Genomic DNA, 12520 nt, shown 5'->3' on the forward strand with positions numbered 1-12520 from the left:
TGGGCAGGATCTTGAGGTAGGTGTGGCCGACGTAGGTCAGGGGTGATCACCCGCCACGCATCCACAGCGCGATCTCGCGCAGGGACTTCGGTTCGGTGCCGCTGTCACCTCCTCCCGCTGTTGCGGTGGAGGCGGTGGGCGGGTCGAACGGGCCGGTGACGTCGGTGTCGGTGATCTTGTGCCCGAGCGCGGTGGCGACCGTGGCCCACAGCAGCGTGACGCGGCGTTCCAGCGCGGCCAGCGCGAGATCCGCGCGAGTCCAGCCGGCGTCCGGCCCCGCTGACCGCCACACGGCGGCGTCCTCGGGCAGGTTGGCGACCAGGGCGCACACGCGGCGGTAGGACAGGCGGCCTCGGTAGAGGTCGAGCAGGTCGACCCCGTACCGCAGTAGGTCGGTTTCGAGGGCTTCGGCGGTGGTGTCGTCGGCCAGCAGGCGGCCGACGACTACGGGTTTCCCCGCCCCAGCTCCCGCATGATGGCCCGGCTGAAGTCGTCGGCGTCGCCGGTGGTCTTCGCGATCGTGCGCAGCGTCGCGTACTGGTCCTCACCGAGGATCATCCGCAACGCCTTGAGGGTCTGGCCGTTCTCCTCGGCCTCGATCGCGTCGAGGGGGTAGTCTTCGGGCCGGGGCAGGCTGAACCGCTTGCCCCGCCACATCACCGCCGAACCGGGCGCGTCGCCGTGGTTGGGCTTGCCGGTCGCCTCACGGCGCTGGCGCTGACTCACAGTCGTTGTCTCCTAACGGTTTCAGTCGGACTTGCCGGAAGCGGCCAGCGTCCCGCCGCCGGGGGTGGCCAGCAGGACAGCGGGGTCATCGGTCAGCCACACGGCCAACGTCGTGCCCGAGGCGGGCGAGAGGGCGGCGAACGTGAGGCCCCAGCGGGCTTCCTGGGTGCGGGTCCACTGCGCGTCGGCGGTCTCGGAAACCTCGACGCGGGGGACGTAGAGCCGGTGGTGGTAGACCTCGGTGGCGCTGATCTGGTCGGTCCAGTCCACGCACAGCGCGCGTTCGTCGCCCTTGGGCACAGAGCTGATCTCCGCCCTGTACTTCTTCGAGCCGGTGCCGACCTCGGCGAAGGTCATGCCGCCGAAGTAGACGCCGAGCACCGCGCCCTTGGACTCCTGGAACACGCTGGCGACCGTGAGTTCCTGGGAGGTGTAGATGTAGCGAGCCGGGGTGATCTGCTGCCAATGCGTCGTACCGGTCTTCTCGACCGCACGGCGGATGGTCACGCCGTCCTCAGTGGACAGGCCCAAGCCGGTCCAGGCGGCGGGCAGCGCGGCCGTGGCGTCGGGCGGTTCCGGGGTGCCAGGCGGAGCGAGGGACAGTTCCCCGGTTCCGGGGACACGGACAAGGGTCGGGTGCAGGCTCAAACGAGGGTCCTCCAGGGGGAGCGGGCAGGAAGCCCCACAGCGCGCACTCTCGGGGATCGTCTCGAGCTACGGGGGCGGCAGCCTCCGTAGCGGGAACAGGGTCATGGTCGGGTAGGTGTCCGGATACGGACGGCGGCCGTGGCGGTCGCGAGGGGTTTGCGGGTGTGGGGGTCGGGTGCGGCGATCGGCCCCACGATCGGCTCGACGTCGAGCAGGCCACGCACGCCGCGCAGGGAACACAGCACGGCGAGCGCGAGACCGGCCGCGGCTTTGGCGTCGTGCTCGGTGCGGTGCCAGCACGTCAGCCGGATCACGACCCGTTGCACGGCGGGCCACCGCCACGTGTGGCCCTCCTCGGTGAGCCGCAGCCACGGCAGCGACGGCGGCCCGCCCTGCTGGCCGTGACCGGTCTCGGTGCCGACCTTCAGACCGGACAGGACGGGTTCGGGGCGGGCGGCCAGCAGCGGGCGCAGCACCGAGAGCACAAGCTCCACCCCGTCGACCGGGACGGGAATCGGGCCGGTCATGTGTCACGGCGGGTGTCGATGCCGTGCACGGTCAGGCCGAGCGCACCGGCCGCCCGTGTGAGGACGCCGTGCTTGGCCTCCATGCCCATCCCCGCCGGGTGCTTGACCGCCACGGTGTAGCCGACGCGATCGGGTGCGGGATCGTGCAGGACGTCGACGGGCAGCAGGTCGCCGGAGGTGACCCGGTGGCCCTGCGAGCGGGCGCCGGTCGCGACCTCCTCGGCCAGGGCCTTAAGGTGCGCGGCCAGTTCAGGCGACTGGAGGATTTCGGCGACGCCGTCACGGTCGACTTGAAAACCGGTGAACGCTCGCATGGTCAGCCCTCCACTTCCACGAGCCGCACCCAGAACCGGGTCCGGCCGAACGCCGGTTCCCACGCCTCCGGCGTGCCGTCGACGCGGAAGGTCCGGCCGCGCCACTCGATCTGTTCACGCGGGCCGACCTGGTCGTAGGTGAACAGCCGCCAGCGCGTGATCACGGGCTGGCGGCCGGTCTCCACCGGTTCGGAGGAGGTGTGGGGCTGCATGTAGCCGCGCACGTCGCGGCGGGGTGCACCAGGGCCGTAGCCGGGCACTGGGGAGGGGTTTCCGTACTGGTCTTCGACCTCCAAGGGGGCAACGAGTGTGACGATGTGAGGGAGCTGCACCCTCACCTCCTTCGGTAACAGCGCAGGTCGGCGGGCGATACACCGTGACCAGGGGGAAGGCGAGGCACATGCATGGCTGGGCGGGATGTGACGAGCGGTAGAGCACGGGCGGTGCTTGGTGTGTCGGTGCTCGTGTTGCTGTCCTGCGCGGTGGGAAACGTGCTGCTCGCGGTCACCGAGTCGGTGTGGTGGCCGCTGGTCACGGCCGTGGTGTGGTGGGGTGCCGCCGCCGGCGTGACGGCCTGGGCAACGGCGGCTAGGTCCAGATCGAGAACGCCCCGCGCGGCACCGGAACTGGTGGACGCAGGAGTTTCAGCTCATCAGCGGTGAAGTACAGGCCACCACCGTCATGGGCCAGCGTGCGGGAGTGCCCGCCGATCGCCTCCTCCTTCAGCCCTTCCGGTGGCGCGGCCAGCGCGCGCAATACGGCGGCACTGACCACGCCCACCGCCGTGGCGGGCGGCGGGACGGTCATCGTCGGGACGAGGGTGTACGCCATCGCCGAGGCATCCGCGCACAGGACTGTGACGCGGGCACGCTCGGCCGGTGTGAACTCCTGCTCTGTGCGAGCCTGGACGTCGTCGACCGTCGCCAGGACGGCGGGCGAGGGTGCGGTCAGCTCGTCGGCTCCTTCGCCGGACGGCCGCCGACCGCGCGCACACCGAGCTCCGGGGGCAGCCCCCGCAGCGCGTCGGCGGTGGCCTTGTCGGACACCTCGGCCTCACCGTCGACGAAGGTGACGCCGAGGTCGTGCACGACGAGTTTCTTGTAGACGCTGGACGTGAACCTCACGCGCCACCACCTCCGGCCGGTGCCGTGGTGGTCAGACCGGTGACCTTGCCGTGCGCGATCTCCGGCCCGAACTCCAGCGAGATCTCCCCGTAGATCTGGGCTCGGTCGGTGGAACCGGTGCGCGCCAGCGGTTCGGAGAACAGGAAGCCCTTGCCGGGCGTCTCTAGCAGCACCGGGGCGCACTGGTCGAGGCTCACGACCTGCACGGTGTCAGCGGGCATGTACCGGTTCAACATGATGTTGAGCCGCCCGAAGTCCGTCTCGATCGTGGAGACGGACACACCGCCGACGTTGCGCGACTGCTCCTGATAGTTCTTCTTGGTGACGAACTCGTTGGTGAGCTGACGCTTCTGCCACGCCGCGCACATCAGGGTCGCGGTCTCGGAGACCTGGATCCCGCCGTTCTCCCAGACCTTCTGCAACAGGTCGAGGATCATCGCCTCGGTCAGCGGTGCGGGCGTGGCGTTGGTGATGACGTTGGTCTTGGTGGCCTCCAGGATGCCGCGCGTCTTGCGCACCGTGCTGTTGTCGGTGGGCTCCTGGAGCTTGCCGACGATGAACCCAAGCTCGACATCGCGGCCGATCTGCGTCAACGCCTGGCGGGTCTGCCAGTCCATCTCATTGAGCACGGCGTTGGTGCCGCCGAGCGCCTGCGCGTTCGGGTGCGCGGACCCGGTTCCGGCGAACATCTGCTGCGAGGCCTGCCGGGTGTAGGAGACGCCCACGGTCTCCTGGTGGATCTCCAGGACGTTGCGGTCCTGGCCCCGGACGCGGGTCTCTGCGGCGGGTGCGTCGCCCCCTTCGAGGCGCTGCCGGTTCGGGTCCGGCGGGCGCAGGTCGTACACCGACCAGGTGTGCACGATTCCGTTCGCGCGCTTGCCACCGGTCAGACCGCCGATGGAGGACAGAAACGGGGTGTCGGTCGGGGTGAGTGAGAACAACTCGCCCACGAAGTTGGGACTGTTGTAGGTGTTGGCAATGGCGGCTACGCCAGGCATGGAATCCTTTGCTGGTAAGGGATTCCTCGGCACGCCATACGGGCGGCGGGTGATGCGCTTGCTTGTGCGTGACCTCGGCCGCCCGTCCCTGCTCGCGCGAGACGCGCGGGTTGGCGATGCCGAGGTCCACGGGAAACGAGAAGGTGACGCGGTCAGCGCTGGTCGCGCGCGAGTGCGGCGAGTTGCTGGTTCTTCAGGCTGATGGCCGTGGCCCAGTCGCCTCGGGCTTCGGCGTCGCGGATCTGCTCCGCAATGCCGGACGGGCCGTGACGCTGGCCCTGCGACGGGTCCGGAGCCGGTCGGCGTGGTCCGTCGACGCGGGCGAGGTGCGGGCGCTGGGTGAGTACCGCGGCGAGGTCCGCTGTGATGGCGGCGGTGTCGACTGTGCCGTCGTCGGTGAGGTAGCGGTCGCGGTCGTCGAGGTAGCGCGGTGCGTCGCTGGGGTCGGCCCAGCCGGTTGCGGCAGCGCGGATCTCCGCGTCCACGGCGGTGCGGCGCATCGTCGCGAGCTGCTGTTCCACAGCGGTCGCGCGGGCGGTGGCGCGTTCGGCCTCGGTCTGCTGGGAGGCCTCGATCTCGTCGAGCCGCTTGGCCTTGTCACGGTGCTCTCGCGCCGTGGTCTCGGCCTGGGTCAGCTTTGTCTGCGCCTGCTCGTAGAGCGCCTTGTAGTCCGTGGTGGACGTCTCGGCGGGCGGCTCGGTGACGAGGGCTGGCGGCTGTGCGGGTGGGGTGGCCGGGGCCTGTGCGGGGGCGTTGGGCGGGTTCTCGGCGGGGTTGGCGGGTGTGCTGGTCGGCTGGGACAACGGGAGGAGAAACCCCCTTTCCGGGGCGAGAAGGAAACAGGAAACCCTCAGGTCAGCGCAGGTAGCCGAACCTGCGGAGCTGGCGGATCAGCTCGGCGCGGTCGGGGATCGTGTTGACCAGCTGGGCGGCGGTCGGACGCGGGACACGGGAGCGGTCGTATCGGCCGCCTTGCTTGGCCAACTCGCCGAGCTGGCGGCCGACACCGCGCACGGTGGTGGCGTCGAGGGTGTATTCGTGCCCGCCCGCGACGTAGACGGCGTTCTTGCGGCGGGCGTTGACCGTGCGGGAGATGTCAGCTCCTGCTCGGATTGCCTCGGCGTCGCCGGGGCCGAAGGCCTTGTTCTGCTGAGCAGTGGTCATGGACTCGAACAGGCCGCGGGGGGTGTTGCTCGGCCGGTCGTCGCGCCACTGCTCGTGGGTGACCGGGCGCATGTCGCAGTCACAGGTGGGGTGCCGTTCGAATCCGGTCGAGAAGCTGTAGAGGCGTCCGGCCAGCAGGATGCAGCGCCCGCACGCGGGCAGTGCCACGACGCGTTCGTATCCGGCGAGCTCGGGTTCGAGGATCGCGGCCGTGTGGCGGGCGAGGCGGCCGGCGTCGGCTGTCTCCGTCGTGACGTAGGTCAGCAGCTTGGCCAAGCCGAGTGCGCGAGCCTCGGACGGGGGCACGCCGGCGAGCATGGCCAGTCGGTAGCGGCGCAACGCGAAGTCCACCAGCGCGGCCAGGGGCAGGCCGTTGGTGGCCAGGCCGGAGAACATCGCCGCGACGAGCGCACCGACCGGGTTGGACACCGCGCCCAGGGCGGCCAGGGTTGCGGCCAGGTACAGGGGTGCCAGGGCGGCGGCCTCGGCCTGGGCCTGCTCGGTCGCCGAAACGACCTGCAGGCGGACAGCAGCGGCGGCGGCCATGTCGATCGCCGGGCCGTCGAGCTGCTTCCATGCGGTCTGGGCCTCGTTGGCGGCGGTGCGGACGATGCGCTGCTGTGCGGTGTAGAACTCGGCGTCCACCTCGGTCATGGGAGCGGTCAGCGGGCATCACCCCCTGAGGGTCCGATCGCCGGTTGCGGTGCGAGGAACTGGACGGCGGGCGGCGGGAGGACCTCGCCGCCGAGCTGACCGGCCGGGCGGCGAGGGGAGGGGATCGACGGTTCTGCGGGCTCCGGCCGACGCGGGGCAGGGATGGGCTTCGGCCCGAACTCGGCCGCCTGGTCGCCACCCGCGACGCGCGAGTACGCCTCGGCGTCCTCGGCTTCCATGTCTCGGATGTCGGTGTCGGAGTAGCCGAGCGAACGACGGGCGAAGCGGCGCGGCAGCAGCCGGTCCGCCGAGTAGAGCTTTACAGCGGCGTCGGCCTGCGCGGCGAACGTGGGCGTTGCGGCGTCGGCCCACTGCGCTTCCATTCGCAGCGCCTCGGTAGGAATGCGGCCGTCGCGGATCATCAGCACGATGCGCATGACCTGTTCCCACGAGTCGCCGAACGTGCGCTGACGGCGTTCCGCGCGTTTGATGTGCCGTGACTCTGACGAGCGGATGCCGTCCGCGCTGGCCGGGTTCTCGGTGGCATAGCCGAGGTAGTGCGGTGGCAGGCCGGACAGGCTGGAGACCACGCGGGCCAGGGTGTTCAGGGTGTCATGGAAGTTCGAGAGGTTCGCTTCGGGGAACTGGCCGACGCTGACACCGTCGTCCTTGGGAGATTTCGGGGACGCCCACAGCACACCGGCCACGGACTCCCACGGCGAGAGCGGACGCCCGTTCGCGTCAACGAAATCGTCCTTGTCGAAGCCGAGCGCGTACCGGCGCGGCATCGCGTGATACTCGGCGGAGATCATCATGTCCGTGGCGATCTTGCACGCCGCGTCGGACAGCGGGAGAACGCTGATCAGCTCCGACCGCCCGAGCCTCGGCGGGGCGGTGCGGCGTCGGCGGATGCGCGGCCGGTTGATGATCGGCACCACGGGGACGGTGCCCATGCCGTGCTCGTCGCGATTGATTTCTGACCAGGTGCCGCCGCCGTTATCCGAGGAGTACCAGACGGTTTCGTTGGGCAGGTACAGCGTGGCGTAGGCCTCGGTGTAGCCGTCGCCGTCCTCTTCGTACTGCCGTTTCAGCGCCGCGCGGACCTCGCGGGTCCGCGGGTCCAGGTCGACATGGACCTCCAGCGGGGATTCCACAGTGATCAGCGGCGTTGAGCGGTCGCGCTCGTTGCTGCCGACGATGGCGTAGGAGCGGCCCAGCGCCAGCGCGTCCACGTGCGCTTGCTCGGAGTGCAGGTCCAGGCGGTTGGCCTGCCAGATGTGCCACAGCTCCCGATCAGCCGCAGCCTCACCGCCGAGCCGGAACCCGGTGACGTCCAAGCGTTCGTCCAGGCTGTCCACGATCAACTGCGGCCAGTTGATCACGACCGACCGGAGCCGGGAGTCCAAGCGCCGCAACAACTCTGGGTGCATGTAGGACAGCGGCTGTTCGCCCTCGTAGTAGGCATCCAGCAACTCCAGCTCGGGCAGCTGCGCGTTGTGCAGTCGGGCCAGGCGGGTTACCCACTGTTGCGGCGACAACTCAGGGAAGGTGGTGATCAACTCGACCACCGCCTTTATTTTTACGTTAGTTCGCGCCGCTCTCCCGGCACAATTCTTCGATAATCTCTGGCCAGACGGTAAGGACTTCGCGGCCAACGATCAGTTCGTCAAGGAGCCCGGAATAGAGCAAGTCCACGGCTCGGCGGAGGTCGGAGATGCGAGCACGCCACTGGTGCTGGCCATCCAACAGTGCATAGTGCTTGATGCGGACGCCATGGAGGTCTTCGAACGCTCTCAGCTCGGTGCCAACCAGCTGGCACTCGTAGATCGCGTCGGACATCTTGCTTCCGCCGTTGGTCTTGCCCCAGTACTCCTTGATCTCCCAGATGGCTCGCGGATTGCTAAGAGATGGGAACGCGCCATCAAGTCGGCGAGGGCTCACCCAGAGATGATCGTCTGCGACAGCACTTGCGCGTCGCTGCGGGTTGACATTGACGGACTTGCCGTATCGGCTACAGATGTCGTTTGTGATGACCTCTACGGTCGCTACCAGCGCCTTGGAAGACTGGTGATGTGCCATCTTGGTGCCGTAGCTCGTGAGTTTCACGTCGGAGATTGACGCAAAATCGTCCTTCGCTTCCTCCTCGGATCTCATCAGATTGAGCAGGTCGGCGGAAAGGTCAGCTCGAAGCTGGAGGTACTCGGCAAGGGGCTTGACGAGTGCGCTCCGCTTGCGCAGGTAGGAGTCAAAGGCGGAGCCCTCGCCCTCTTGCCACATCGTAAGCGGAGGCAGGATTTCGTCCTCCGTAGGGACTTTCCTTTTAAAGATGTCGACTAGCATTCTTACTGCATGCCAGAACGGGTCATCCCATGATGGAGAAGCGAAGCCTTCAAGGCGCTGCATCTAGTCCCCCCGTTTTCCGGAAATTCCGTTGAGTAGTTGTCCTGGGGGAACATTCAGTGCGTCAGCAATTCGCAGTATGTTTACAAGGCTAACGTTGCGCTCGCCGCGCTCGATGCTGCCGATATAGGTCCGGTGCAGTCCTGACGCGTCGGCCAGGCCCTCCTGGGATAGGCCGAGCACCTCTCGGGACTGTCGGACACGGGCTCCGAACGCGCGCGCCACTTCATCATGATCACCCATCGCGTCGGCTAAGATGCTCCGGGTGAACACGATGCGTCTACAGACGATGAGTAGCACTCGCAGCGAAGGGCGATCGTTTCTCAAGTGGGCTGGAGGGAAGACGCGCTACGCCGATCAGCTCGTCGCGGCGGCCCCGCCTTTCACTGGCACTTACCGGGAGCCGTTCATGGGCAGCGCTGCGGTGTTCTTCGAGCTCGCGCCGCCTAAGGCCGTTCTATCGGACGCTAATCCGGAACTCGTGCACTGCTTTCGCGGCGTGGCAAGCGATCCTAAAGCCGTTATGGGCAAGTTGGATGAAATGCCCAACACGCGCGAGTACTTTGAAGAGGTCAGGCGTCAGGATGTCGATCAGCTCGATGCGATTGAACGCGCCGCACGTGTTATCTACTTGAACAAGACCTCATTTAGAGGTTTGTGGCGCGTAAATCAAAAGGGAAAGTTCAATGTTCCTTACGGCGCCTATGATCGACCGTACTACAATCCCTCAACCTTGCTGACAGCGTCAAAGCTCTTGCAGGGCGTCGAAATCCGTGAATCTGACTTCGGCGGGCCACTTGAAGACGCATCTGAGGGAGACTGGGTATTTCTGGACCCTCCGTACATTCCGGAAGGCGGATACTCAGACTTCAAGAGGTACACCGCTGGTCAATTTCATGACGACGATCACGAGCGTCTGGCGGAAGCGATGCGGCAGGCCGACAAGCGCGGCGTCTTTCTGACTCTCACCAATAGTGACACCGACGCTACTCGCGCTATCTTCAAGGACTTTGAAGTCCGGCGGATGGCTACGCGCCGAGACATCAATCTCCAGTCTGCAAAGCGGTCGAGCTGGGACCTGGTTTTCACCAACTATGAGCTTTCCGGGCGAGAAGAGGAGCTTCGGCTCTTCTAGGCACTCATGCTGATGATCGGGCTAACCGATTCAACCCAGTACGACCATGCGAGATGGTTTCGTTATCCTCTGTCCCCGCAACTTCCACGCTCCTACGGCCATTGCGGCGGTGGGGACGGCGTCGATGCGTTTGCCGGTCTTGCCGCGTTCGGGTTTGTCGGGGCGGATGAGGTCAGGTTCACCGGGCGGGTGGCGGACCTCCACGGAGTCGAAGCAGTACTCGGCAACAGGGTTTCCGTGGTGTGACCAGCCGCGTGAGCGGGTCAGCGCCATCAGCTCCGTCATGCCGTGGGTCATGCCTTTGTAAGTCTGGGCCACGGGGTACATGGGAACACCGGTGCGGCGTTCGAGGCGTTGGCGGACGGGTTCGCCGGACCATTCGTCGTAGGAGATGTCCGCGACCCGCACCAGCCCGGTGTCAGCGGTGATGTCGGCCTCGATGACGTCGTAGTCGATGACCTCGCCGTCCGTGGTCGTGATCCAGCCCTGCTCGACCCACTGCGAGATTTTGCCCTCGGTGCGCTTGTCCAGCGCCTCCACGGCCGTCTCCGGCAACCAGAATCTCCACAACGCGGAAGCCCGGTCGTCAATGCCGGCGGGAACGATCAGGCACCACGCAGTCAGGTCCATCTTGGACGCCAGGTCGAGGCCACCCCACGCGGGGCGGCCGGCGTGCAGCTCCCGTAGCCGCGCCGGAGGCGTCGACTCGGTGCCGACGCACAGGGCGTAGAGGTGCATGGGCATCCATCGTGAGGACTGCGAAACCCACTGGTTCAACCGGAACTGTCGGAAGACGTTCTCGCGGGCGGGATCGTTGCGGGCCTCGATCGCTTCTTCCCGCAACGCTTGCAGCGACAGGAAGTCGCCGAGCGCTGGGTTGGACAGGAACCAGTTCGCTTCGTCCCAGGGGTCCGCGTCTTCGGGCAGATTGCGCAGGTACACGAACCGGTGCGGAGCACGGCCGGGGTTCTCGGCGATCTTCACACACTCGTCGTGCTCGGCCTTGGCGAAGCTGGTTGGGTCGTTGCCCGCCGTGGTGGCGGCGATGAGTAGCGGCTCAAGCCGGGTGCCCATGCCGGTACGCATCGCGTGCCAGAAGTCGCCGTTGGGCTGGGTCAGTACCTCGTCAAAGATCACCGCAGAGGGGTTGGAACCGAGGTTGCCCAGCGCATCGGAGGGCACGACCGCGTAGACAGAGTTGGTCTTCTCGTCCACGATGCGCGCCGAGTGCTCGATCACCCGCAGTCGGCGAGACAACACCGGGCTCAACCGGACCATGCGAGCAGCGACGTTGAACACCAGCTTGGCCTGTTCGGTGTCGCGCGCGCAGCCGTAGATCTCTGCGGACTCGACGCCGTCGCCGACCAGCATGTAGAGCGCCACGAACGCGAGAAGCTCGCTCTTGCCGTTCTTGCGGGCGATCTCAATCCACGCGATGCGGTAGCGGCGGACGTAGCAGGAGGCCTCGGGGTCCCAGCGGACCTCTCCGAACAGCGGCCGGACGATGTCGTCTCGCTGCCACGGCGCGAGGATGAACGGTGTGCGCGCCCACCGGTCTTTCGTGTGGACGCAGATCTCCTCCGCGAACGCCTGCGCGTGATCCGCGCGCGGCACACAGAAGTGCGTGCCGCGCTTGCAGCAGCGCGAGCCGTCGAACTCCCGCCCGCACACCGGAAGCCGCGGGGACGACTTCGTGGTCTTGCGGGGAGTCCTAGGAGAGGAGCCGGTCCGCGCCGCCCTTGTTGCCATCGCGGCCCACCTCGACCTTGATGGACTGCCGATCGCTTGGCGTCAGCCCAAAGCGTGCGGCGACCTGCAAGAAAGTGCGCTCCGCCTCGGCCTGCACCTGAAGCGCCGGGTTCTTCATCAGACCCGAACCGCCCTGCACGAGCAGCGCGGAGCCGTTCACGAGCTGGGTGGCGGAGCGGTAGCGCGCCAGCGCCTCACACAGCAGCAGGAACGCGTCCACATCCCACATGGTCAGCACCCCGCGCTCCTCCAGACCGGGGGCGAGGCGGTGCCAGATCTCGCGCGCGCCCTCAGAAGCCCAATCAGGGCAACGGACATCGTCCTCGGGCGGCTCGGGCTCATCTGCGTTGATCCGGTCGGCCCGATCACCGTGCAGGACGCGGAGTTTCGTCGGCTTGGCAGCAGGGCCGCGCTTGCCCAATATGACCACCGCCAAACGGGCTACGCTAAAAGCGGGGACATCCACCCTGGATTCGATGTCCCTGTTTGCCTTAACGTCGCAGGTCACTACATCGCAGCAGCGGGGTGACCGCCGACGTATTTTGGAGTGATTTATTGGTTGTGTCATCGCATGACACAACGTTGGGCCTTCCCCTGGATAGGGTGTTGACGGCGTGTACGGCGGTAGCCAACTGGCCGTGCCGTTTGCTTGGTGCCTCCGAGCCTTCCCGACACCGCGCGGGTTGGGGAGGCCGACACCCGCCCGCTGTGGATGCGTCGGCGGAGGTACCGAGTGAGGAGAAGGAAGCACGTCCAGGGCCGTAGGCCTGGACGTGGACAGGAACGACGACAGCCCACCAGGAGTTCGCGCTCCGGGCGGGCCGCCGTCATCCTCACGTTCCTGATTCAGATCGCCACGCTGGCCAGCGAGATCAGCGGTCTGTTCAGGTAACCGGACGGGTGGTGCACGCTTTGCGTGTGCCACCCGTTCCGTTTTGGCACTGGGCGATGCCGCTGGTTACTGACCACCGGCTACCCGTTGCTCAGTAACCAAGCTTAGACAGGTGAAACGACCCGCGCTCTATGGAGCACGCGCAACAGCTGGTCACGACGGGATTCTAGTTGCTTTGGCATTTTCCTA

General features: G+C 67.0%; 17 protein-coding genes. 1 reads left to right on the forward strand and 16 read right to left on the reverse strand.

The annotated features are described in order from the left end of the window. Positions 1–46: 46 nt before the first annotated feature. From SK571_RS35975 to SK571_RS36040, 14 genes are all read right to left on the reverse strand, one after another. On the reverse strand, positions 47–331 hold the full coding sequence (locus SK571_RS35975; protein WP_319988568.1) for a hypothetical protein: 285 nt from the start codon (positions 329–331) through the stop codon (positions 47–49). Positions 332–444: 113 nt separating this feature from the next. Then, on the reverse strand, positions 445–726 hold the full coding sequence (locus SK571_RS35980) for a hypothetical protein (RefSeq protein WP_319988569.1): 282 nt from the start codon (positions 724–726) through the stop codon (positions 445–447). Between the two features lie 21 nt (positions 727–747). After that, positions 748–1374, reverse strand: coding sequence for a phage tail tube protein (locus SK571_RS35985; RefSeq protein ID WP_319988570.1), 627 nt, complete (start codon positions 1372–1374; stop codon positions 748–750). Between the two features lie 101 nt (positions 1375–1475). Next, on the reverse strand, positions 1476–1901 hold the full coding sequence (locus SK571_RS35990) for a hypothetical protein (RefSeq protein ID WP_319988571.1): 426 nt from the start codon (positions 1899–1901) through the stop codon (positions 1476–1478). Further along, positions 1898–2215 (reverse strand): hypothetical protein, encoded by a 318-nt coding sequence (locus SK571_RS35995; protein ID WP_319988572.1) that lies wholly within the window; start codon positions 2213–2215, stop codon positions 1898–1900. Before SK571_RS35995 ends, SK571_RS35990 begins: the two co-directional genes overlap by 4 nt. A 2-nt stretch (positions 2216–2217) precedes the next feature. Then, on the reverse strand, positions 2218–2547 hold the full coding sequence (locus tag SK571_RS36000) for a head-tail adaptor protein (protein ID WP_319988573.1): 330 nt from the start codon (positions 2545–2547) through the stop codon (positions 2218–2220). 256 nt (positions 2548–2803) lie between these two features. Next, positions 2804–3046 carry a hypothetical protein gene (locus SK571_RS36005; protein ID WP_319988574.1) on the reverse strand — a complete coding sequence of 81 codons (243 nt, stop codon included), beginning with the start codon at positions 3044–3046 and terminating at the stop codon, positions 2804–2806. A gap of 116 nt (positions 3047–3162) precedes the next feature. Next, positions 3163–3339, reverse strand: a complete 177-nt coding sequence (locus SK571_RS36010; RefSeq protein WP_319988575.1) for a hypothetical protein — start codon at positions 3337–3339, stop codon at positions 3163–3165. Next, positions 3336–4337, reverse strand: a complete 1002-nt coding sequence (locus SK571_RS36015) for an SU10 major capsid protein (protein ID WP_319988576.1) — start codon at positions 4335–4337, stop codon at positions 3336–3338. The genes SK571_RS36010 and SK571_RS36015 overlap by 4 nt, the downstream gene beginning before the upstream one ends. A 152-nt stretch (positions 4338–4489) precedes the next feature. After that, positions 4490–5140 (reverse strand): hypothetical protein, encoded by a 651-nt coding sequence (locus SK571_RS36020; RefSeq protein WP_319988577.1) that lies wholly within the window; start codon positions 5138–5140, stop codon positions 4490–4492. 52 nt (positions 5141–5192) lie between these two features. After that, on the reverse strand, positions 5193–6155 hold the full coding sequence (locus SK571_RS36025) for a hypothetical protein (RefSeq protein ID WP_319988578.1): 963 nt from the start codon (positions 6153–6155) through the stop codon (positions 5193–5195). An 8-nt stretch (positions 6156–6163) separates the two neighbouring features. Then, positions 6164–7810, reverse strand: coding sequence for a phage portal protein (locus SK571_RS36030; RefSeq protein WP_319988579.1), 1647 nt, complete (start codon positions 7808–7810; stop codon positions 6164–6166). Beyond that, positions 7740–8558: a DUF7687 domain-containing protein gene (locus tag SK571_RS36035; RefSeq protein WP_319988580.1), complete on the reverse strand. Its 819-nt coding sequence runs from the start codon at positions 8556–8558 to the stop codon at positions 7740–7742. The genes SK571_RS36030 and SK571_RS36035 overlap by 71 nt, the downstream gene beginning before the upstream one ends. After that, positions 8559–8798: a helix-turn-helix domain-containing protein gene (locus SK571_RS36040; RefSeq protein ID WP_319988584.1), complete on the reverse strand. Its 240-nt coding sequence runs from the start codon at positions 8796–8798 to the stop codon at positions 8559–8561. A 31-nt stretch (positions 8799–8829) separates the two neighbouring features. Here SK571_RS36040 and SK571_RS36045 point away from each other — a divergent pair, with 31 nt between their 5' ends. Beyond that, positions 8830–9690 carry a DNA adenine methylase gene (locus tag SK571_RS36045; RefSeq protein ID WP_319988585.1) on the forward strand — a complete coding sequence of 287 codons (861 nt, stop codon included), beginning with the start codon at positions 8830–8832 and terminating at the stop codon, positions 9688–9690. A gap of 30 nt (positions 9691–9720) precedes the next feature. On the opposite strand, the gene SK571_RS36050 is transcribed toward SK571_RS36045, so the two are convergent. Next, positions 9721–11439: a terminase large subunit gene (locus SK571_RS36050; protein ID WP_319988581.1), complete on the reverse strand. Its 1719-nt coding sequence runs from the start codon at positions 11437–11439 to the stop codon at positions 9721–9723. Then, positions 11402–11869, reverse strand: coding sequence for a phage terminase small subunit P27 family (locus tag SK571_RS36055; RefSeq protein WP_319988586.1), 468 nt, complete (start codon positions 11867–11869; stop codon positions 11402–11404). The genes SK571_RS36050 and SK571_RS36055 overlap by 38 nt, the downstream gene beginning before the upstream one ends. Between the last annotated feature and the right edge of the window lie 651 nt (positions 11870–12520).

The sequence above is a fragment of the Lentzea kristufekii genome, from assembly GCF_033949925.1.
GTDB lineage: Bacteria > Actinomycetota > Actinomycetes > Mycobacteriales > Pseudonocardiaceae > Lentzea > Lentzea kristufekii.

Excerpts from the sequence above, each read along its gene's own strand:
- SK571_RS35990 (WP_319988571.1), bottom strand. The coding sequence starts at position 1,901 with ATGACCGGCCCGATTCCCGTCCCGGTCGACGGGGTGGAGCTTGTGCTC.
- SK571_RS35995 (WP_319988572.1), bottom strand. The coding sequence starts at position 2,215 with ATGCGAGCGTTCACCGGTTTTCAAGTCGACCGTGACGGCGTCGCCGAA.
- SK571_RS36005 (WP_319988574.1), bottom strand. The coding sequence starts at position 3,046 with ATGGCGTACACCCTCGTCCCGACGATGACCGTCCCGCCGCCCGCCACG.
- SK571_RS36015 (WP_319988576.1), bottom strand. The coding sequence starts at position 4,337 with ATGCCTGGCGTAGCCGCCATTGCCAACACCTACAACAGTCCCAACTTC.
- SK571_RS36025 (WP_319988578.1), bottom strand. The coding sequence starts at position 6,155 with ATGACCGAGGTGGACGCCGAGTTCTACACCGCACAGCAGCGCATCGTC.
- SK571_RS36035 (WP_319988580.1), bottom strand. The coding sequence starts at position 8,558 with ATGCAGCGCCTTGAAGGCTTCGCTTCTCCATCATGGGATGACCCGTTC.
- SK571_RS36040 (WP_319988584.1), bottom strand. The coding sequence starts at position 8,798 with ATGGGTGATCATGATGAAGTGGCGCGCGCGTTCGGAGCCCGTGTCCGA.
- SK571_RS36045 (WP_319988585.1), top strand. The coding sequence starts at position 8,830 with ATGCGTCTACAGACGATGAGTAGCACTCGCAGCGAAGGGCGATCGTTT.
- SK571_RS36050 (WP_319988581.1), bottom strand. The coding sequence starts at position 11,439 with ATGGCAACAAGGGCGGCGCGGACCGGCTCCTCTCCTAGGACTCCCCGC.